General features: G+C 66.7%; 25 protein-coding genes and 1 pseudogene. 15 read left to right on the top strand and 11 right to left on the bottom strand.

The features are described 5' to 3' along the window. On the top strand, positions 1-106 hold a 106-nt coding region (locus AAEX57_RS15580; protein WP_342092079.1), incomplete at its 5' end, for an integrase core domain-containing protein. Here AAEX57_RS15580 and AAEX57_RS15575 read toward each other — a convergent pair. After that, positions 90-872 (bottom strand): IS110 family transposase, encoded by a 783-nt coding sequence (locus tag AAEX57_RS15575; protein WP_342093212.1) that lies wholly within the window; start codon positions 870-872, stop codon positions 90-92. The genes AAEX57_RS15580 and AAEX57_RS15575 overlap by 17 nt on opposite strands. On the opposite strand from AAEX57_RS15575, the gene AAEX57_RS15570 reads away from it, so the two are divergent. The 7 genes from AAEX57_RS15570 (at position 859) to AAEX57_RS15540 (ending at position 7,342) form a co-directional block, all read left to right on the top strand. Beyond that, positions 859-2,007 carry a phage major capsid protein gene (locus tag AAEX57_RS15570; RefSeq protein WP_342093211.1) on the top strand — a complete coding sequence of 383 codons (1,149 nt, stop codon included), beginning with the start codon at positions 859-861 and terminating at the stop codon, positions 2,005-2,007. The genes AAEX57_RS15575 and AAEX57_RS15570 overlap by 14 nt on opposite strands. A gap of 96 nt (positions 2,008-2,103) precedes the next feature. Next, the gene (locus AAEX57_RS15565) at positions 2,104-2,556 is read left to right on the top strand and encodes a hypothetical protein (RefSeq protein WP_342093210.1); all 453 of its coding nucleotides are present in this window, start codon (positions 2,104-2,106) and stop codon (positions 2,554-2,556) included. Positions 2,557-2,568: 12 nt separating this feature from the next. Then, a complete protein-coding gene (locus tag AAEX57_RS15560; RefSeq protein WP_342093209.1) occupies positions 2,569-3,006 on the top strand; it encodes a hypothetical protein in 438 nt (145 codons plus the stop codon). 357 nt (positions 3,007-3,363) lie between these two features. Next, entirely contained in the window at positions 3,364-4,311 is a 948-nt protein-coding gene (locus AAEX57_RS15555) for an Abi family protein (protein WP_342093208.1), read from the top strand. 277 nt (positions 4,312-4,588) lie between these two features. Continuing rightward, positions 4,589-5,782 carry an MFS transporter gene (locus AAEX57_RS15550; RefSeq protein WP_342093207.1) on the top strand — a complete coding sequence of 398 codons (1,194 nt, stop codon included), beginning with the start codon at positions 4,589-4,591 and terminating at the stop codon, positions 5,780-5,782. A 319-nt stretch (positions 5,783-6,101) separates the two neighbouring features. Next, positions 6,102-6,269 carry a hypothetical protein gene (locus AAEX57_RS15545; RefSeq protein WP_342093206.1) on the top strand — a complete coding sequence of 56 codons (168 nt, stop codon included), beginning with the start codon at positions 6,102-6,104 and terminating at the stop codon, positions 6,267-6,269. Beyond that, positions 6,269-7,342, top strand: a complete 1,074-nt coding sequence (locus tag AAEX57_RS15540) for an ArdC-like ssDNA-binding domain-containing protein (RefSeq protein WP_342093205.1) — start codon at positions 6,269-6,271, stop codon at positions 7,340-7,342. Before AAEX57_RS15545 ends, AAEX57_RS15540 begins: the two co-directional genes overlap by 1 nt. Before the next feature lie 93 nt (positions 7,343-7,435). Here AAEX57_RS15540 and AAEX57_RS15535 read toward each other — a convergent pair whose 3' ends face one another. Further along, positions 7,436-7,948: a hypothetical protein gene (locus AAEX57_RS15535; protein WP_342093204.1), complete on the bottom strand. Its 513-nt coding sequence runs from the start codon at positions 7,946-7,948 to the stop codon at positions 7,436-7,438. A gap of 28 nt (positions 7,949-7,976) precedes the next feature. On the opposite strand from AAEX57_RS15535, the gene AAEX57_RS15530 reads away from it, so the two are divergent. Further along, positions 7,977-8,561, top strand: a complete 585-nt coding sequence (locus tag AAEX57_RS15530) for a TetR/AcrR family transcriptional regulator (protein WP_342093203.1) — start codon at positions 7,977-7,979, stop codon at positions 8,559-8,561. A 132-nt stretch (positions 8,562-8,693) separates the two neighbouring features. On the opposite strand, the gene AAEX57_RS15525 is transcribed toward AAEX57_RS15530, so the two are convergent. Further along, entirely contained in the window at positions 8,694-9,137 is a 444-nt protein-coding gene (locus AAEX57_RS15525; protein ID WP_342093202.1) for a VOC family protein, read from the bottom strand. Positions 9,138-9,608: 471 nt separating this feature from the next. Between AAEX57_RS15525 and AAEX57_RS15520 the strand changes: the two genes are divergently transcribed. Next, entirely contained in the window at positions 9,609-9,899 is a 291-nt protein-coding gene (locus tag AAEX57_RS15520) for a hypothetical protein (protein WP_342093201.1), read from the top strand. Further along, positions 9,853-10,050, top strand: coding sequence for a helix-turn-helix domain-containing protein (locus AAEX57_RS16305; RefSeq protein WP_446721182.1), 198 nt, complete (start codon positions 9,853-9,855; stop codon positions 10,048-10,050). The genes AAEX57_RS15520 and AAEX57_RS16305 overlap by 47 nt, the downstream gene beginning before the upstream one ends. 44 nt (positions 10,051-10,094) lie before the next feature. Here the strand turns inward: AAEX57_RS16305 and AAEX57_RS15515 are convergent, their stop codons facing one another. Beyond that, complete coding sequence (locus AAEX57_RS15515; protein WP_342093200.1) at positions 10,095-10,652, bottom strand: TetR/AcrR family transcriptional regulator; 558 nt, start codon at positions 10,650-10,652, stop codon at positions 10,095-10,097. Positions 10,653-10,794: 142 nt separating this feature from the next. Between AAEX57_RS15515 and AAEX57_RS15510 the strand changes: the two genes are divergently transcribed. After that, on the top strand, positions 10,795-11,733 hold the full coding sequence (locus AAEX57_RS15510) for an alpha/beta fold hydrolase (protein WP_342093199.1): 939 nt from the start codon (positions 10,795-10,797) through the stop codon (positions 11,731-11,733). A gap of 75 nt (positions 11,734-11,808) precedes the next feature. Here the strand turns inward: AAEX57_RS15510 and AAEX57_RS15505 are convergent, their stop codons facing one another. The 3 genes from AAEX57_RS15505 to AAEX57_RS15495 all read right to left on the bottom strand — a co-directional run bounded on the left by AAEX57_RS15505 (position 11,809) and on the right by AAEX57_RS15495 (position 13,791). Further along, positions 11,809-12,180, bottom strand: a complete 372-nt coding sequence (locus AAEX57_RS15505) for a VOC family protein (RefSeq protein ID WP_342093198.1) — start codon at positions 12,178-12,180, stop codon at positions 11,809-11,811. A gap of 294 nt (positions 12,181-12,474) precedes the next feature. Further along, complete coding sequence (locus tag AAEX57_RS15500) at positions 12,475-12,759, bottom strand: nuclear transport factor 2 family protein (RefSeq protein WP_342093197.1); 285 nt, start codon at positions 12,757-12,759, stop codon at positions 12,475-12,477. Between the two features lie 216 nt (positions 12,760-12,975). Beyond that, on the bottom strand, positions 12,976-13,791 hold the full coding sequence (locus AAEX57_RS15495) for a helix-turn-helix transcriptional regulator (protein WP_342093196.1): 816 nt from the start codon (positions 13,789-13,791) through the stop codon (positions 12,976-12,978). A gap of 99 nt (positions 13,792-13,890) precedes the next feature. Between AAEX57_RS15495 and AAEX57_RS15490 the strand changes: the two genes are divergently transcribed. The 3 genes and pseudogenes from AAEX57_RS15490 (at position 13,891) to AAEX57_RS16300 (ending at position 15,548) form a co-directional block, all read left to right on the top strand. Further along, positions 13,891-14,748 carry an NAD(P)H-binding protein gene (locus tag AAEX57_RS15490; protein ID WP_342093195.1) on the top strand — a complete coding sequence of 286 codons (858 nt, stop codon included), beginning with the start codon at positions 13,891-13,893 and terminating at the stop codon, positions 14,746-14,748. Positions 14,749-14,820: 72 nt separating this feature from the next. Continuing rightward, positions 14,821-15,288 (top strand): annotated as a pseudogene (locus AAEX57_RS15485) (helix-turn-helix domain-containing protein); the annotation flags it as partial. Positions 15,289-15,302: 14 nt separating this feature from the next. Beyond that, positions 15,303-15,548 (top strand): GNAT family N-acetyltransferase, encoded by a 246-nt coding sequence (locus tag AAEX57_RS16300; protein ID WP_446721181.1) that lies wholly within the window; start codon positions 15,303-15,305, stop codon positions 15,546-15,548. Positions 15,549-15,600: 52 nt separating this feature from the next. Here the strand turns inward: AAEX57_RS16300 and AAEX57_RS15480 are convergent, their stop codons facing one another. The 4 genes from AAEX57_RS15480 to AAEX57_RS15465 form a co-directional block, all read right to left on the bottom strand. Continuing rightward, positions 15,601-16,788: a hypothetical protein gene (locus AAEX57_RS15480; RefSeq protein WP_342093194.1), complete on the bottom strand. Its 1,188-nt coding sequence runs from the start codon at positions 16,786-16,788 to the stop codon at positions 15,601-15,603. Further along, on the bottom strand, positions 16,776-17,111 hold the full coding sequence (locus AAEX57_RS15475; protein WP_342093193.1) for a hypothetical protein: 336 nt from the start codon (positions 17,109-17,111) through the stop codon (positions 16,776-16,778). Before AAEX57_RS15475 ends, AAEX57_RS15480 begins: the two co-directional genes overlap by 13 nt. Positions 17,112-17,266: 155 nt before the next feature. Continuing rightward, positions 17,267-17,506: a PLDc N-terminal domain-containing protein gene (locus tag AAEX57_RS15470; RefSeq protein WP_342097808.1), complete on the bottom strand. Its 240-nt coding sequence runs from the start codon at positions 17,504-17,506 to the stop codon at positions 17,267-17,269. 62 nt (positions 17,507-17,568) lie between these two features. Beyond that, on the bottom strand, positions 17,569-18,288 hold the full coding sequence (locus AAEX57_RS15465) for an FtsX-like permease family protein (RefSeq protein WP_342097807.1): 720 nt from the start codon (positions 18,286-18,288) through the stop codon (positions 17,569-17,571). Positions 18,289-18,382 lie beyond the last annotated feature (94 nt).

Below are 18,382 nucleotides of genomic sequence, written 5' to 3'. Positions count from 1 at the left end.
CAACCAAGCCCGCCGCGACGCCCTTGCCGACTGGCTCACCTTCTACAACACTGAACGAGGCCACAGCGCCCTCAACGGGAAGGCTCCCATCACCCGAGTGTCATGAACGTCCCTGCCACCAACACCTTGTCGCGGAATCGTGACGCGCCAGCCGTCTCGCCGATGATGACCGCGGCGGACAGGACTCCGCATCCAGGGATCTCCAACAGCGTGGGTGCCTCACGCTTGACCAGGATGGCGATCTCCTTGTCGAGCTGGGTGATCTGCAGGTTCAGTTGACCAACTCGCTCGGCTAGTTCGCGGGCCAGCCGGGCAACGGTCCCGGGCCGTCCTGCCAGCTCTGTGGCGACCGCGGCCAGTTGGTTGGTGTGACGCAGACCACGCGCCGGAACATCCAAGTCGGGGTCGAGTTCGTGCAGGAACCATCGGATCTGGCAGCAGGCGCGAGTGCGCTGCATCACCAGGTCCCGCCGATGGTCGGACAGCAGCTTGATCTCCCGAGCGGGCCCATCAAGCTGAGCGCTGGGCAGGTCAGGGTGCCGCAACGCGGCGATGGCCACCGCTTCAGCGTCGATCGGGTCGGAATTTCCCGGTTCTCGCGCGACCCGCCTGGACTCTCCCATGAGCTTCGTGGGAACCCGCACGACCTGCTGGCCTGCCCGGATCAGGTCCCGCTCAAGCCGGCGGGTCACGTGACGGCAATCTTCCAAGGCGAAGACCACGGCGTCGAACTGTTCTGACCAGCGCAGGATCCGGAGGTGTCCCTCTGTGTTGGTGGAGACCGTGATCTGACCAAGGTTGCGGCCAACTTGATCGACGGCGACGAGCGTGTGGGACTTCATGTGACAGTCAGCTCCGATGGTGACCAGCATGGTCAGCTCCTTCGTCTCGGCGAGAATGCTCGGCCTGGTCACCGGGACGCGCGGGCAGGCGTCAATTCAGCGGAGCAGGCTCCTATCAGGCGGACGCGATCGACGAGTGGGACGCCCGCGTGGCCGCCGACGCCGCCATGCTGGACAGCCTGGACAACCTGGGCACCAAGAGCGGCGCCCAGCAGAAGAGCGGCGAGACCGTCTTCGGCCACGGCTACCAGAGCTTCGACGGCACCCCGCGCACCAAGGGCGCCGCGACGCCTTCGTCAAGGGCGCCGTGGAGACCATGGGCCGCGTCGCCGAGAACTTCGGCGTGAAGGCCCTCCTGACCGGCCAGGTCACCGTGCCCGCCGTCGTGGACGTCGTGCAGCTCCCCGAGACCCCGACGGTCCTCCTGGACCTCGTCGCCCGGCAGGCGCTCCACGAGCACACGTTCGCCTACATGCGCCAGACCCTCCGCGACGAGAAGGCCGCGGTCGTGGCCGACGGCCAGACGAAGCCGACCTCGCTCTACAGCTTCACGGAGGTGATCGACCGCGCCCGCGTCGTCGCCCACCTGTCCGAGCCGTTCCCGATCCGCTTCATGGCCGACCACGAGGCCATGGTCAACGTCCTGAACGCCGAGATGAAGGGCGGCGTCATGCACGCCCTGGAGAAGGAGATCCTCCAGGGCGACGGCACCGGCGAGCACTTCACCGGCCTCCTGAACGTCGAGGGCGTGCGCCGCGTGCCCTTCGCGACCGACATGGTCACGACCATCCGGAAGGCGATCACGGCCTCGCAGAAGATCGGCATCGAGCCGACCGCCTGGGCCCTGTCGCCCGACGACGCCGAGAAGCTGGACCTCACCCGTGAGGGCGCCGAGGGCGGCTTCCTCCTGGGCGGTGACGCGAAGGACCGCCTGGGCTCCGCCGGCCCGATCAAGTGGGTTTTCTGCCCGAGCCTGCCCGCCGGCACCGCCGTCCTGGGCAACTGGGGCTCGGCGAAGCTCATGGTCCGCGAGGAGACCACCCTGCAGGCCGACGGCTCCGGCGTCCTGTTCGACACCAACCAGGTGAAGCTCCGCGCCGAGGGCTGCTTCGGCTTCGCGGTCACCCGCCCCGAGTCCTTCGCCGTGGTGTCCCTGACCGCCTGAGACCTGGCCGGGAACTCTTCCCCGGCTATCCCCGAGGCCCCGTCGATCGCTGAGAAGCGAACGGCGGGGCTTCGTCGTGTGTGGGATTCTCGACCCATGGGCCCAATCCTTCAGACCATCGTCGTCACCGCGTGTGTGACGAGTGTCGCGAACCTCATCGTCCAGCGCGTGGCCGAAGGGTGGGTGCGACGACGCGGGCGCGCGGACTGGCACCGGGACCGCCGATACGACACCTACGTGAGGGCCATTCGCTACCTGGCCGGGATGAAGGAAGACGCGCCGTGGGACCCCGACGAGGCCGGAGCTCTAGGGATGGAGCTTGCTCTCTTCGACCTCGCCGCGGCTGTTCAGTTCCTCAACACGGTGGAGAGCAGGACCGGGGACACCTACCCGGAGGAGCTGAAGAAGTTCACGGACCTCGCCCAGCAGGGCGTCGGGATCATGAGAACCCGGATCGACGCGGAACGCCGGGAGCTACTCCGCAAGTTCTGGGAGCGGGACCGCGAGGAGGGGGGCTCGTCGTCCCCGAAAACTGTCGGCACGGTCTGACATCCTGTCGTCATGACTTGCGTGTTGGCTTTCTTGTACGTCGTCGGCTTCGGTTTGATCATGGGCGGTGCCGTCGCCGGATGGAAGGCCGCCGGCGCCCGTCTGGCCGAGCTCAACGCCATTCGGCGGACGGTTCTCGGCAACGTGGAGGCCTACTACTCGCGACCGTCCGACTACCTCGCACTCATGGGCGAGCCGGGCTACCAGGCGGCATCCGCGGAGTACGAAACCGCCGGGCGGAAGATCACCGACAAGAACGCCGCCGACCTGAAAGCCGCGGGCTTCGGCGAAGAGACTGCCGGAGCCTTTGAGACCTGGGTGCCGAAGGCGATCGATAGGGAACTCGCCGTCTTGGACGTGGCGCGAGGGGCGCTGAAGGGTCCGGGCCTGGCCGCCCTCGCCGGCGGTTTCCTGTCCACGGTTGCGAGCGTCTGGAGTCTCTACCTGTAGGGCACGCCCGGAACTCATTGGGCACGCATTGGGCAAGAAAGAGGCCCTAGCCTGACCGATTACCGGTCTGACTAGGGCCTTCGTCAGTCGGGGCGACAGGCTCGAACCAAAGGACTTCACCCGCGTTCCCCCGCTTGACTAGGCGTTTCTCCTTGGCCCGTGGGGAATCGCCGCGCTCCGTGGGACATACGTGGGACTTCCGTTCGAGTCTCCCACGCTGAAGATCATCGCGGGCTGTGCCCAGATTTGGAGCGCCGCCACAGCCGTGCTCGTGGTAACATTGCTACCAATCGTTCAGCCCGCCCCGACTTCGGTCGGGAGTGGGCTGGATCTCTTTCTGCCCCCCCGGAGGCCGCCATGAGCAAGCCCCTCAAGCCACCGATGTCGATCACCCAGCAGATCGACCTGCTGCGCGCCCGGGGCATGTACGTCGACGAGGAGGTAGCTCGACAGTGGCTGCCGAACGTGAGCTACTACCGACTCTCCGCCTATTGGTATCCCGCGCGCCAGATGGACTCCCGCGGCGTACGAGGTGACGATTTCGCACCCGGGACAACGTTCACCCAGGCCGTGCAATTGTATGAGGCCGACCGCAAGCTACGAACGCTCGTCCATGACGGAATGGAACGGGTCGAGGTGTGCATGCGCACCCGCATCGGGAACCATCTGGCCGAAGCAGGCACTTTGGCATATACGAACCCCGCGTTGTTCCGCCCATCCTTCAACCACGAGCAATGGTTGCGGACGGCCGAGCGCCGCATCGATCGTGCGAGCCGACACAACGACGCCATCGATCACCATCGAAACCTGTACGGCAACCGGTTCCCGTTCTGGGTACTGGCCGAGGTACTGGACTTCTCGGATGTTTCGCGACTCTACGAGGGCCTACCCGCCCAGGCACAACGAGACATCGCCGAAGGGCTGGGGCTTGTGATCAATCTCGACGCCTTGTCGTCCGGACAACGGACGAAGGCAAAGAAGCAATCGCCCCTGGTGCGGTGGCTGGAGCAGCTGACCATCATTCGCAACACCTGCGCCCATCACGGCCGGTTGTGGAACAAGGCTTTCGCCCCAGCACCCACCACCGCACTCCGCAGCCAGCCCAACTTCTCCCTGCTGCCCGAAGGACAAAGCGAACGCATCTTCGGCGCCCTGGTTGTCATGGCACGACTTCTCGACGCAACATCACCGGGTGGTAGTTGGCCCCGCCGCGTTGCCGAACTGTTGAGCGCCGAATTCCTACCAAATCCCCTCGTCAACCCGTCAAGCATGGGGCTGCCCGCCCAGTGGAATCACGTGCTCTGAAACGGTTCCCCCTGACCAGCGACACCTCAGCCCCCAAGGCGCCCGCTTAGATCAACGGTGCCCGCACACATCCGAGTCGTGACCTGCTAGCGTGCGTCGCATGATGAGGGTTCTGGACATCATCGACGACGAGGGCGAGATAGGCCGGACGCGGCTCGTTCGCGTCCAGCACCCCTGACCCCCTTTTACTTGTGACCGTGGACGCCGAAGGTCCACGGCTGGTGGTCATGCACGAGTGCGGGCGCTCCACCCGACCGCTCAAACATCAGGACCACCCATGACACTCGACCACACCACCAACGCATCCGCGCGCCCTGGCCATCGACGCCTCGTCGCGCTCACCTTCAGCCTCCTGGGCCTGCACGTCGGCATCCGCGCCGTCGAACTGGCCGACCAAGCCATCGCACTTGACCTCGACGCCGAACAGATCGGTGCCGGAGCCAGTCTCAGCGCGGTCGCCGGCATCATCACCCTCATCGCCGGCGCCCTGCTTGTCGACCGCCTGGGCCGACGCCCCATCCTCGCGCTCGGACTGATCGGCACCGGCGCCAGCTTCTGGGCCCAGGCAGCCGTCACCAACTACCCACAATTCCTGGCCGCCAGCCTCGGCTACGGCCTACTCGTGAGCTTCCTGGACCTGGCCGCCAACACCCTCGGCTCCGACGTCGAACGCAGCGAAGGCCGCGAACTCATGAACGGCTTCCACTCATGGTTCAGCCTCGCAGCCGCCGTCGGCGCACTGCTCAGCGCCCTCGGACTAGCCATCGGATCCGGCTACCACCCCGCCTTCCTCCTCCTCGGCGCCTTCATGGCACTGGGCGGACTATGGGCGGTCCGCCAACCGCTGCCACCCACCAGCTCCTCCCACGAAGAACCCCCCGCACCACAGAAGCAACCCAAGAGTCGACGGATGCCCGCCGGTGTGCTGCTGGCAGCAGCCATCGTCACCCTGTGCTTCTTCGGCGACGGAATCCTGGAAACCTTCCTGGCACTACTGGTCCGCCACGACGACACCGCCCCGCTGTGGCTCTCCGGCATCACGCTGGGCCTGTTCCACCTCGCCTCCTGGCTGGGACGACGCCTCTCGCAACACGCCATCACCGCCCGGGGTGAGCGACGGGTTCTCGTCTCCGCCGCCCTGCTGGCCAGCCTCGCCATGGCCGCGAGTCTCTGGCTCACCCATGGCTGGCTCGCGACCTTGGGCTTCACCCTGGTCGGGTTTGCGCTGTCACCCATCGTCCCGATCGGCTTCTCGCTCGCCGGGCGCCTGGCACCCGCAGGACGCGAAGGGGCCGCGATCGGACTGGTGAACGCCCTGGGCTACGGGGCCTTCATCGCCAGCCCCGCCGCAGCCGGGTTCGTGGCCAACCACTCCACCATCACCACCGGAGTCAGCCTCGCCGCAATCACCATGCTCGGCATCGCCGCCGTCGCACTCGCCCTACCGGCCGAACGGAAGACGGGCGCCTGAACCGAGCACCGTGGTGGGTGCCACATTCGCCGTCGGCACCCACCACCAGGCCACCCCCGAGCCCACGACGAGACCCTGCAGCGCGCACGCGCTCTGACGGCGACCCCCGACCCAGAAGTTCAGTCGGACCTTGCGCAACCAACGGCCTGACAGACATCATGACCACATCGAGCGGCTGGGCCAAGTGCCACCGCGACTACTCCGACAGCCTCGCATCCTCTGGATGCGAGGCTGTTTGCTGTTTCCCAACAGGCCCAGCATTGTGGAGACCCCCGCCTGCCCACCAGGCACAGTCAGGACCCACACGGCTTGGGTGGGCATGACCACTCATCCAGACGAACTGAGCACCGACCGTCCCCTCATCATCGAACAGCTGCTCCTCGAGGCCGACGACCTCAGCGCCGCCGGCGCACCTCACGACCAGGTCGACGATCTCCTCCACGCTGCCCTGGACCTGCTCACCGACCAGACGCAGGCGGTGCGGTGATGGCACGCCGACCACCCAGCGAAGCCCAGAAGGCAGAGCGAGCCGAGCAACTCGAGCACCTGCACGCGCAGATCGCCGACAAGGTCGCCGACCTCACCAGCTCCGAGCAGTGGCAGGCCTGGCTGCGCGTCGCGAGCCGCTTCCACCAGTACAGCTTCAACAACACCATCCTGATCTGGACCCAACGCCCCGACGCCACCCTGGTCGCTGGCTACACCACCTGGCAGAAGAGCTTCCACCGCCAGGTCACCCGCGGTGAACACGGCATCCGCATCCTCGCGCCCGTCACCCGCCGCGTCCCCAAGCTCGAGCCCGACGGCACACCCGTGCTCGATGACAAGCGGAAACCGGTGATGTCCACACAGATCGTCGGGGTCAAACCCACCAGCGTCTTCGACATCAGCCAAACCACCGGCGACCCCGTCCCCGAACCACCTCAACCCGTCCTGCTCACCGGCCAGGCACCCGACGGCCTCTGGCATGCCCTGGCCACTCTCGTCGGCGAGCAGGGCTTCCGCCTGGAGCGGGGCGACTGCCACGGCGCGAACGGGTACACCGACTACACCACCCGAACGGTCAAGATCCGCGACGACGTCGACGACGCCCAAGCCGTCAAGACGTTGGCTCACGAACTCGGCCACGTCCTGCTCCACCAGCCCACCACCGACGCAGATCCGGTCTGTCGTGGCAGTCGCGAGGTCGAGGCCGAATCCGTCGCCTACCTCGTCACCGCAGCCCACGGTCTCGACAGCAGCCAGTACACCTTCACCTACGTAGCCGGCTGGGCCGAACAAGCCCTCCCCCACCACAAGGAAGGCACCACCATCGCCGACGTCATCCACACCACCGGCAGCCGCGTCCTCAAGACCGCGCACCAGATCCTCGACGCCACCGCCGCACCAGACCGCACCCGACCCGTTGGCCAAGCCCTCGCAGAGACGGTCACCCAGAACGCCACGGTCGATCGGATGCCCCTCGAATCTGGCCAGTCCAACGTCCCATCAATCGGAACCGGGAACCTCGGTTGGGCCATGCCTCGCGCAGCGCTGCGAACGATGCGCGCGACGATCTGAGCTGCCGCTCGACCAAAACGCGTCAACTGTGCGAAGGCCGACCCGCTGTGTCGCCCCACTGGCCAGAGGATCTGCAATCGCGTGGTGATTGGCTCAGGTGGCCATCCCGGCGCGACGAAGACGCCAGTGCCCCCAGGCCGCCGCGACAACCAAGGGGCCCCACAGCAGGACCGGCAGATAGCACCACACCATGATGACCAGTGACCAGCCCTGAACGTGACCCGCGTCAGGTCGCTTGCCGTGCGCGATGGCCGAGACCATGGAGACGTTGAAGATCCAGGTCACCGCAAGACCTCCAAGGGTGCCCAGCACCAGTGGCAGTTCCGGCGGGACCCTCCACCCGAACAAGCGGCGACCCCACGGCCGCACCAGCCCCACGGCCAGGAAGCCGGTCGCGAGCTGCACCACCGACAGGCCGATCACGTAGCTGTAGCCAAGAACCGGGTTCCCGGCCAGCTCGAATGCCCGCAACGAGGCGGTCCCCGGGACAAGGCCTGCGATCATCAGCACCCGCCACAGCGCCGAGGGCACCACCACCGCGAACGCCCCATAGGCGCACAACCGCAGCCAACTCGGCACAATTAGAGAGTCGTCTCTAGATGACATGCTCCAATGGTCGCAATAGGGTGATCGAATGGCAAGGGAGGAGCGCTACACCGCCGATCAGCTGCTCGACGCAGCAGGTCAGGCCGTCCTGGAACACTGGCGCTCCGCGACCGTGCGTCACGTCCTGGACCTGAGCGGCGCCCCCAGCGGCTCGGTCTACCACCGCTTCCCCACCCGGCATGCACTGTTCGGCGCCCTGTGGGAACGCTCGATCCGGCGTTTCCACGTCGGCCTCCTGGAAGCCATGGCACACCCAGACCCCCGCGAAGCCCTGCGCGCCGCCACCGTCCACATCCCCCGCTACTGCCGCCAGAACCCCGTCGACGCCAAGGCCATGACCCTCTACCGCCTACCGGACCTGCTCGACCTCGTCCCCACGGAACGACGAGCCACCCTCGCCACCATCAACGATGACGTCAACCGCGCCCTGCACGACCTCGTCACACGGCGCTTCGGCCAGGACACACCCGAGCGCTACCAACTCGCGCTCATGGCGACCCGCCAATGCCCCTACGGAATGATCCGCCCACTCATCGGCCAGCCAATCCCACCCGAACTCGACGCCATGTGCATCGCAGCATCCGAAGGCATCCTCGCCCTGGGCGACCAATGAGCTCGAGAGCGCCAGGCCTGCCTGCGCTCAGTCCAACTCAGGCTTGGTCATCCCGGCCATGTGAGCTCCCCCTTGGCCCCAAGATGAGGCCCACATCTGGCAGCGAGCTCTGTACGTCCGACGGGCGGCGAGTCAGTCGGCCTGGCTGCTCATCTCTGCGGCCCACTCCTCGACACGACGGACTGAATCCTCGTCGCTGAGGTCCTCGACGCGGGTCATCACCGACCAGCGGATACCGAAGGGGTCTCGGATGCTCCCGAACCGGTCGCCCGAGACGAAGCCCGCCACCGGCTCCCGCAGCACCACACCGCGCGCCACCGCCGCCTCGACGACATGGTCGACGTCCGGCACATAGATGCCGAGCGAGAACGAGACGTCCTCCGCGCCGGGATCCACCGCGACCAGGTGATAGGCCTGCTGGGCGGCGCCCAGCTGCAGACGGCCACAGCCGAAATCGAGCTCAGCATGCACGATGACCCCGTCCATCTCGGTGGAGTTCACCATCCTCGCGCCGAATACCTCGGTGTAGAAGCCCAAAGCGGCCGCCGGATCATTGAGCGCGACGAAGGGAGTCAAGCTGGAGAAACCGCGGGGGCGGCCGTTGTCGGTGAACTCGCCGTGGGCAGGACAGCAGTCATGCCCCCGACGCTAGAGCCCTAGAAGCTGGAGTCTTGTAGATTCCTGCCATGGCCGCACCCGCAGACGTGAGTGGCCGCGGTCCACTCTTCCCCGCAGAACTCCCATGGGCTTCACCCGCATCCCGGCAGGCCCGATCGCCCAGGACCTGGTGTCCTGGTGGTGGATCAGCACGTGGAGCATCCCGTCCGGACAGCAATCGCCCCAAGAGCTGCTGGCATTCCCCGCCAGCAACCTCGTCTTCGAGGACGACGACCTTCGGTACTGGGGCCCCACCACCCGGCGCTCAACACGAGTCCCGGCAGGAAACGGTTGGGTTTTGGGGCACTCCTCCGCCCCGCAGCAGTCCCCGCCTTCACGCACCAGCCGTCGACATGCCGAGACTCGTCCCTCCCGGTGTCGGCTCCCGAGATGCATGCCCCCGTTCGCATGTCGGCGGATGACCTGGCCAGCATCGTCGGCGACATCGAACGATGGCTGGCACAGCGTGTCGGGCCACTGACCGAGGAAGCCCGCCAGGCCAACCGGCTGGCCGAACTGGCCATCACCGACTCAACCATCACCACCGTCCCGGACCTCGCACAGGCTCTGGGCGTCTCCACGCGCACGGTCAACCGCCTCACCACCAAAGTACGCCGGCCTGTCGCCCTACGCGATGATCCGCCGCCGGCGCCTTCAGGAAGCAGCGGAATGGATTCGTGACCACCCGGATGAAGCACTGGCAGAGGTCGCTTTCCGTTTCGGCTTCGTCGACCAGGCACACCTCAGCCGCGAAGCCCGCACCCTGCTCGGGCTGACCCTCAAGGGCTATCGGCAGCGCGCAGCGCCAGGGTCGCAACGAGGAGCGCGGTAGTCATGTCCGTGGTGTCGATGATGGTGCGCGCTCCATAGTGCAGCTCATCTCACGGAGCCGGTTGCCCGCCCGATGGCTCGATGGATCGTGTCGAGGGCCTGATCCGGCCTGCACCAACCCAGGAAGACCGATTGCGTGGCCCCCTCGGCGAGCAGGGTCAACTCGAGCGCCAGTTCGCTGGCGCTCGCTTCGACGCCCTGGGCGCGTAGACAGCGCTCCACCTCGTCGACGACGCCGGCGCGTGCCTGGGCGAGTGCCTGGCCGATCCATGGATCGCCCACACTGGCGGCCACGAAGTTGAAGTAGACGCTCGTGCCCGCGCGTGAGCTGGCGGCGGGCTCGATGGCGTGGGTGAGCAATGCCCGCAGTGTGGCCGAATCGGCGGGGTCGCCGAGCGCCTCAGGATTCGCCTCGGCGGCGCCATCCAACATCGCCTCCGCGCTGGCCCGCACCAGCTCGGTCTTCGTCGCAAAGTAGTGCTGCACGCGCCCGGGCGAGACGCCGGCCGCGGCGGCCACCGAGCGAACACTCACAGCCGTGATCCCCTGCCGCGCGATCACCGCCCACACGCCATCGACGATCTCGGCACGCTTGTCCTGCATCCCTTGCCCCCTTCGACGATACAAGCGTATCGTCCTCCATATGCAATACAGACGTATTGGATCGACTCTTGGAGCACATAACAATCACCGCGGCACGAGCCGCCGCCGCAAGCGAATGCGCCGCACCCTCAAGCGGGCGGCAATGGTCGTCGTCGTGCTGCTGGCTGCCGCTCAGGTACGCGACATCGTGCACCCAGAACCCAGCGTGGGCCACTGGCGATCCCCTGAGGCCCAACAGGCATACATGGCCGCCTACAACGAAGTCCTCACCACGGTGAAGACCCCCGACAGCACGCGTGACGTGCGGACGAGCTTCGGCAGCGTCCGGGTGACGAGCTGGCACGGCACAGAACCGGGAGCACCGGTCGTTCTACTGCCCGGACACAGCTCGGGAGCACCAATGTGGGCAGAGAACCTGCCATCGTGGATCGGCAAGCGAACGGTGCACGCGCTCGACCCCATCGGCGATGCCGGCATGTCGGTGCAGTCACTACCGCTCCGTTCAGTGGACGACCAAGCGGAATGGATCGCCCAAACCCTGCAAGGGCTGGACATCGAGAAGGCCCACGTGGTGGGCCACAGCTTCGGCGCAGCCTCCGCGGCGCACTTCGCCGTGCTGCACCCTGAGCTGGTGCAGTCCCTCACCCTGCTCGAGCCGGTGATCGTCATCAAGCCGCTCTCGGCCTCCACGATCCTGTGGAGCATCCCGTTGACCGTCCCAGCGCCGCAGTCCTGGCAGGACCACGCCCTCGCGCACATCGGGGGCACCACCGTCGACAAGGTTCGCGAACGCACCCCCCTGTCGCGGCTCATCAACAGCGCGAGCGTGGGCTATTCGACTGCCATGCCCACACCAAAGACTCTGTCGGACGAGGCGTGGCGGTCCCTGTCCATGCCGGTGCGGGTCGACCTGGGCGAAGCCTCGAGCCTGTCGGGAGGGGCGCAGGCGGCAGATCGGGTGCGGTCACTGTTGAGCCACGGCACCGTAAGGATCTGGCCCGGCGGCACCCACTCGCTGCCCATGGACGAGCACGCCACACTCGGCCCGGAACTACTGGGCTTCTGGCGCCAGAATTCCTGACGTGCAGCTTCCAGAGCAGGCAGACGACTCAACTCAGGTTGCCAACCCGACCGGCCCCACAGACCTGCCTTGCCGTCACTCCGGCACCGAGACAAGACAGAACGGGTGGCCAGCCGGGTCGGCGAAGATGCACCATGCCTTCGGCCCAGGATCCATCACCCCAGTCAGCGGCGTCCCACCGGCACGCTCAACCGTGGCAGACGCAGCCTGCAGGTCGCCGACCAGAAGATCGAAGTGCACCTGCTGCTGACCAGACTCGCCAGGCCACGGAGGTGGCACATAGCCCTCGACGCGATGGAACGAGAACCGACCGACCGGTTCCCACTGCAGGGTGAGCCAGTCGTGCGTGCCCTCGGCTGGCGCCAACCCCAAGACCTTCTGCCAGAACGCGGCCACTGGGACGGGATCGTCGCACTCGAACACCAACTGCGTCAGGACGGCCATCATGACGACACCGTAGTGACACGTCCATGTTCAGCGGGGCCGTGCACGCCAACCTCGCTCCTCTGCAGCAGCTACCAGCCGCGCGGTGTCGATGGCAATGCGCGCCGTCCCACAGCTCATCCCAGCCGTCCCGCAGCTCATCCCACGGAATCCAGCAGTCGCCTTGGGCCTCAGCACACGGTGAGGAACCCAACACCACATTCGGGACAAAGGGTCCGGTTCACGAGGCCAGACGCGGGCCCGCGTGACCAGCGAGCAACTGCCACAAGCCATCGCAACGCACCCACGTCATGGTGATCAGCAGGCGGAACTGTTCACCGTCGCGCAGAGTGTCGACAACCGTCCCAGTGACGATGGCCGTGTCGCCCCGACGCGCACCACGGGGCCTTCGAAGCGTTGGGAGGCGAACCTGACCGCGGTCGTGTTGCGGCGCACATACTCGTCGCGGTCCAGCACCAGCCCTGCGTAGCTGGTCCAGACACACTCGGGATGCATCAGCAGCCGCAACCCCTCGGCATCTTGCTCAGCAAGGGCACGCGCCCGGGCCTCAACCAGGTGGAGGACGTCCTCGGCGGTGCTCATACCGGAAGGCCAGCCGCCAGAGAGCCCCCGCGCCCTCGACATGCACGGGCATCAACTCACGCGTGAAGACGACGGTCGAAAAGGGAGCCAGTAGCGACGGGGTGGTTTCGAGTGGTCGTCGCAATCCTTGTCACATGACAGGAGCAGTTGTGAGCAGTACTCGAAGGACCAAGAAAGGCCCAGGGCGACGGCCGTTGTCCGCGCAGCGGCGACAGTTCATGGATCTGATCGACCGTGGCTGGAGCATCCGGGGTGCGGCTCGAGAAGTTGGCGTGTCTCGAACGTCCGCGAACTCATGGATTGTACTAACCGAGGACGATAGTTGACGTGTTGTGCGGCGCGTCCGAAGTCGGTGATGAGCCAGCGGTGGATGGACTCGTCAGGGAAGGCGTGGGCCTCGTATCCCGGTGCTGGCGTTCGGGGCTCAGGTTCGTGGACGCGGTCGCTGCGGAACAGACGCCAGCCCTCACGCTGCGTGTCGTAGGCGACGAGGTACCAGATGCCGTGGCGCAGGACCTGGCGGTACGGCTGAACGATCCGGTTGCTCGCGTGACCGTGTTGGTCGGTGTATGCGAAGCCCAGATGCTGTCCAACCGCGATGGTGTCCGCGATCATCCCCAGGGCGGGCCAATCGAACGCGTGCGTGGCGGTGAGGACCTGGGTAGCCGCGGCAGCGGCGACGGCTCGTTGACGCAGGCTGGGAGGTAGAAGTCGCTCAAGCTTGGCTCTCACGGTAGTTGCGCTGTCGTCTGCGAAGCCTGCTTCAAGGATGAGGAGCCCCGTGACAAGCGCGCAGACCTCGTCGGCGTCCAGGAGAAGCGGTGGGATCTTGATGCTCGGGGCAAGAACGTATGCCCCGCCGGGGCCCGGGTGGGACTGAATGTCGTAGCCCAGCATCCGCAGCCGGGCGACATCACGGCGAACCGTCCGAGGTGCCACCTCGAGTCGGCGGCTCAGGTCAGCCACGGTCCACCGACGTCCCGTTTGCAGCAGCGCCAACAGGCGTAGCGAGCGTGCCGAGGGACTGTCCATGCATCGATTATCCGTCGGGATGCGGCCAGGAACAGGCCTCGTCTCTCGGTAGCGTCGGAGCATGAGCGGCCCTGAGAAGAGACTCCAATGCGTATCGCTGTGACCACCCCGACAGGAAATGTCGGCACCCACCTGACCGGCATGATGATCCGTGCCGGTGTGCGGCCACTGCTTCTGGCCCGCACCCCATCCAAGATCCCCATCGATCTCCTCACACACGTCGACGTCGTGGAAGCTGACTCCACTGACCCCGAGCAGGTCGTGAAGGCCACCCGCGGGGTAGATGCCATCTACTGGGTCGACCCGAGCACCGCATCGGCTGATCCGCTGGCTGACTACGCCAGGGCGACGCAGGCCATCGTCGCCGCGGTCGAGGCGAATACCATTGCTCGGGTCGTGTTCCAGAGCAGCGTCGGTGCGGAGAAGCGGCATGGGGTCGGTGAGATCGACGGCCTCGCCGCCACCGAGGTCGCCCTCGACCGCCTGGACGCGGACGTGACGCACCTACGTTGCGGCTACTTCTTCACCAACCTGCTGCTGAGCATGGAGGATGTGCGCCAGGGACGGTTGCGGACGGTCCTGCCTCTGGACCATCAGTTCAGCTGGGTCTCGCCGCGCGACATCGCCGAGGTTGCCGCGCTGACACTGCTGAACCCGTCGTGGCATGGACATCGGGTACAGGCGGTCCATGGCCCGCAGGATCTGTCGTGGAACGACGTGGCCGCGCTTCTCACCGACCTGACCGGGCGGCATGTCCAGGCAGAGCAGATCAGCGATGACCTGATGCGCCATCAATACCTCACGGCTGGCATGCCCCCGGCAATGGCCGACGCCGTGTTGGGCATGAGCACTGGACTGCGCGACGACTTCCACCCGGAACAACTGCGCACAGCAACCAGCACGACTCCAACGAGCCTTGCTGGCTGGATGCAAGAGGAACTGATCCCCGCCTTGTGACCTGACACTTCAACGACCAACAGCGACAGCGGGCGGCCCCTCTTGGGCCGCCCGCTGCCGCATGGAGCAGCCATGTCCCACGCCAACGCCGCCCTCACACCTCGCCACCGCTTGAAGGTCGCCCAACTCGTCGTCGACGACGGATGGCCGATCAGCGAGGTTGCCGCCCGCTTCCAGGTCTCTTGGCCCACCGTGAAGCGCTGGGCGGACCGCCACCGAGCGGGCGAGTCCATGCAGGACCGCTCTTCGCGACCGCACCACTCACCGAACAAGACCAGCCCGAAGGTCACTCGCCGCTGTATCCAGCTGCGGCTACGACTCCTAGAAGGACCCGTGCAGTTGGCATGTCGGCTGGGGATCGCGCCGTCGACGGTCCACCGGATCCTGACCGACGCCCACCTGAACCGGCTGTCGCATGTGGACCGCGCCACGGGGGAACCGGTGCGCCGTTACGAGCACGACCATCCCGGCGCGATGCTCCACGTCGACGTGAAGAAGCTCGGCAACATCCCCGACGGCGGAGGCTGGCGCTACGTCGGACCGGGGGGCGAGAGTTGGAGCTGTCCTACGTCCTACTGCCCGACGCCTGGGGACGAGGCATCGCGGAGGCCGCGTGCCGGGAACTGCTGGCGCGAGTGGCGTCGGAGGTCCGAGGCGACGAACCCGTCCTGATTGTCACCCAAACGTCGAATCAGAAGGCCCTGGCGGCTCGGTTTGGATTCGTGGCCTGCAGGGAGTTCGTGGAATTCGGCTCCGCCCAGCAATTGCTGACGGCATCTCTCAGCACCTTTGACGCGTGATCGTCCCACAGCCATCTCAGCTGCAAAGAGGCACGGGCGTACCGGTGCCAGATCACACGCACCTCGGCGACGGCGCAGACCTTGAGTGACGCAGATCCGGGACGGCGCGAGCTCTGCCCGCTGGCACCGTCGTCGGCGCCGCAGCAGGATTCATCATGAAGTAGCTCGACTGCAGGGCCCGGTCAGCACCTCGCACCGTCGCGCGACCCGCCGCGGCCAGCTTCGCCAACACTGGCTCCGGGACGGTCACGTTCGCGCGGCCCTCGAGGCGCTCGAGCTTGAGCCAAGCGACCTGCAGCTCTGAGCCGTTGGGTGGCAGTGCGGCCGCCAGCATCGGCGCGACCAGCTCCGCGGGGGCCTTCAACGCACCGGGATGGACAGGCTGGTTGCTGACGGCGGCGACATGCCGCGTCAGGCTCAGGGCCGTGACCGCAGCATCCCAGGACCGCGACCCCTCTCCACCAGCGGGCACGTCACGGCTGGCGCGCATGAGCCGGGTGGTGGCAGCCATCAGCTCCGGGTCGACCCGCTCCCCCGGCGACATCAGCTTGGCCCACTGCCGATGATGCTCACCCCACGCCCGCAAGCTCTTGGCCAGCGCCGGCTTGATCGCGTCGCGGTAGTCCACCAACGCTTCGCTGCTCCGCCCCGCCTGGGCTTGGGCGATCGCGTCCACCGCGACCAGCACCGACCCCGCGCCCCGCGCCGTCACCAACTGCGTCATCACCGACGGCCACTGAGCACAGCGATCCACAACACGCGCCCACTCCATCACCGCCGCACTGAACTCACTACCGACATCCGGACGATGCGTTCCCGCTGTCTGGCCATGCAGGGCCGCATCCAGGCCCAGCTCGACCGCGCGCACAGCGCCCAGCACCTCACCGTCCCCCGCCCTGGACGCGACCCTCGACGTGGCGTGAGCCGCCAAGTACGTGACGTGCACCAGCTCACGCTCCACACCAGGCCCCGGCCTGATCTGCCCGACGGCATCCGCCACCGCCACCATCGCCGGAGCCGGTGCCTCTGTCTTCCAAGAACGCGACCGAAGAACCTGCGTCAATGCCGACGCCGACACCTCCAGAATCGGCGCCGCACCGTCCGCGTGATGTCCGGCTCGCTGGCTGGCAGCGTCCACGACGTAGGCCAAGCCCATCACCGATGCCGCCAGGTCACCGGGATCGTCGATGAGGAGGCGACGTGCCAGCCGGTCTGCCTCACACGGCCTCAGCGCAGACACCCGTACTCCCCGACCAGATCGCACACCAACGCGACCACGGCACTCGTCCCCATGGGATAGGCGCCGATCGCCACCCGACGCAGCTCCCGCTCAACCTCCTCCAACACCGCCAGGACGCCGGCCTGCTCGACCTCCACCGGGACGGGAACCACGTCGGGCTCCAACAGTCCGGTGGCGGACCACAGCGCCTCGTTCACCGCCGTGTCTCGCTGAAATGCCCCCAGCTCCTCGAGATCCCACGTCGCCAACCGGGAACGCTCCGCCGCGGTCATCAACAACCCCACCGCGCGCTCCAGGCTCCGCATGCCTTCAACCGTTGCCATCACACCCGCCTCCCGTGACCCGTGCTGCCTTCAACAAGTCACAGCGCTGACTCTGGTGTGCAATGCAGGGTGCGACGCCACGCTGGAGCGGATGCGCGGGACCAGACCGGGTTCGTGGGCGCCGACAGGTGAGGACTACTGGGACGTTTGAGCCGCTAGACCCGGTGTCGGTGCTTGCCCGCGATGAACACAAACCACACCAGGGGCCCCAAGAATGGGAAGCCAAGTGTTGCGAGGATGAACAAGAGCTTCTCGCCGCCCGAGATTGGTGAGCCCACGATGGACACGACGGCAGCGAGCCAGAACGCCACCAAGAGAGCGGCCAGAGCGGCTACGGCGACCCAGATGTGCTGTGGTTGCGCTGTCTCCAGCGAGATGTGCAGCGGTTGGTACATGAGATTCTTCTCCTGATGCTGTAGTGGTCTCCCCGGCTGATGGTGCTGGGGGTCTGTTCGGCTCAGTCGTTGCTGCGTCTGTCGTTCTGCAGCAGTCGGTGGTGGAGCGGTGTCGAGGCGGCGACTGCGCCGGCGGCGATGGCGAGTCCGAGCAGGAGGACGACCAGCAGACGCCAGGGGGTACCGGTGACGGCCACTCCGGAGGCGATGAGTTGTTGCCGCATCGGCCAAGCAAGGGCCACACCCATGAGGCTGCCCATTGCGGTGCTGCCCATCAACGGCAGGAGTGTCTCCAGCCACATGGTTCTGAGGGCGAAGGCGCTGGGGGCTCCCATGCGCTGCAGGGCACGGCTCTGGTGCGCGCGATCGACGGTGGCAGAGGCTTGGGTGATGAGCAGATGGGCAGCGGTGAGGAGTAGGCCGGCTCCCAGGGCGATGATTCCTCCGGTAACGAGGTCCGGTTGGGCCCTGTCCATGAAGGTCTGCTCGGTGGGCGTCGGGTTCTCGGCCAGGTCGTAGGAGAACGGGGCGCAGGCAAGAGAGCTCGCAATGAAGGCCAGGACAGCAGTGTTGGACGCACGTCGCCACGTCGCACGGGGATCGTTCACGATCCGCCATGAAGCCAGCCGGAGTGCCGCCCCAGGTGCATGCCGGGCCACGGGCCGGGTGAGCAGTTGGAGCAGCCATGGGCCGATGAGGTCCACCGCGATCAGGAAGAGAACCATGACAGCCGCGACCACGAGAAGAACAGAGGTGTTCTGTTCGACGAGGATGGTGTTCACGAAGACGTAGCAGGCCAACAGGATCGCGGGGAAGGCAGCCAATCGCCACAGGGAGGCCCGCGGACCGCGGGTGCGACGTGCAACACCCAGCGGC

Source organism: Luteococcus sp. H91 (assembly GCF_038433135.1).
Lineage (GTDB): Bacteria > Actinomycetota > Actinomycetes > Propionibacteriales > Propionibacteriaceae > Luteococcus.
The sequence above is the reverse complement of the archived record's forward strand: the minus strand, read 5'-3'. Positions and strand labels throughout refer to the sequence as shown.

Bases quoted from the DNA above. Each gene is read 5' to 3' on its own strand.
- AAEX57_RS15570 (WP_342093211.1), top strand. From the start codon at position 859: ATGGTGACCAGCATGGTCAGCTCCTTCGTCTCGGCGAGAATGCTCGGC.
- AAEX57_RS15575 (WP_342093212.1), bottom strand. From the start codon at position 872: ATGCTGGTCACCATCGGAGCTGACTGTCACATGAAGTCCCACACGCTC.
- AAEX57_RS15565 (WP_342093210.1), top strand. From the start codon at position 2,104: ATGGGCCCAATCCTTCAGACCATCGTCGTCACCGCGTGTGTGACGAGT.
- AAEX57_RS15560 (WP_342093209.1), top strand. From the start codon at position 2,569: ATGACTTGCGTGTTGGCTTTCTTGTACGTCGTCGGCTTCGGTTTGATC.
- AAEX57_RS15555 (WP_342093208.1), top strand. From the start codon at position 3,364: ATGAGCAAGCCCCTCAAGCCACCGATGTCGATCACCCAGCAGATCGAC.
- AAEX57_RS15550 (WP_342093207.1), top strand. From the start codon at position 4,589: ATGACACTCGACCACACCACCAACGCATCCGCGCGCCCTGGCCATCGA.
- AAEX57_RS15545 (WP_342093206.1), top strand. From the start codon at position 6,102: ATGACCACTCATCCAGACGAACTGAGCACCGACCGTCCCCTCATCATC.
- AAEX57_RS15540 (WP_342093205.1), top strand. From the start codon at position 6,269: ATGGCACGCCGACCACCCAGCGAAGCCCAGAAGGCAGAGCGAGCCGAG.
- AAEX57_RS15535 (WP_342093204.1), bottom strand. From the start codon at position 7,948: ATGTCATCTAGAGACGACTCTCTAATTGTGCCGAGTTGGCTGCGGTTG.
- AAEX57_RS15530 (WP_342093203.1), top strand. From the start codon at position 7,977: ATGGCAAGGGAGGAGCGCTACACCGCCGATCAGCTGCTCGACGCAGCA.
- AAEX57_RS15520 (WP_342093201.1), top strand. From the start codon at position 9,609: ATGCATGCCCCCGTTCGCATGTCGGCGGATGACCTGGCCAGCATCGTC.
- AAEX57_RS16305 (WP_446721182.1), top strand. From the start codon at position 9,853: ATGATCCGCCGCCGGCGCCTTCAGGAAGCAGCGGAATGGATTCGTGAC.
- AAEX57_RS15515 (WP_342093200.1), bottom strand. From the start codon at position 10,652: ATGCAGGACAAGCGTGCCGAGATCGTCGATGGCGTGTGGGCGGTGATC.
- AAEX57_RS15510 (WP_342093199.1), top strand. From the start codon at position 10,795: ATGGTCGTCGTCGTGCTGCTGGCTGCCGCTCAGGTACGCGACATCGTG.
- AAEX57_RS15505 (WP_342093198.1), bottom strand. From the start codon at position 12,180: ATGATGGCCGTCCTGACGCAGTTGGTGTTCGAGTGCGACGATCCCGTC.
- AAEX57_RS15500 (WP_342093197.1), bottom strand. From the start codon at position 12,759: ATGAGCACCGCCGAGGACGTCCTCCACCTGGTTGAGGCCCGGGCGCGT.
- AAEX57_RS15495 (WP_342093196.1), bottom strand. From the start codon at position 13,791: ATGGACAGTCCCTCGGCACGCTCGCTACGCCTGTTGGCGCTGCTGCAA.
- AAEX57_RS15475 (WP_342093193.1), bottom strand. From the start codon at position 17,111: ATGGCAACGGTTGAAGGCATGCGGAGCCTGGAGCGCGCGGTGGGGTTG.
- AAEX57_RS15470 (WP_342097808.1), bottom strand. From the start codon at position 17,506: ATGTACCAACCGCTGCACATCTCGCTGGAGACAGCGCAACCACAGCAC.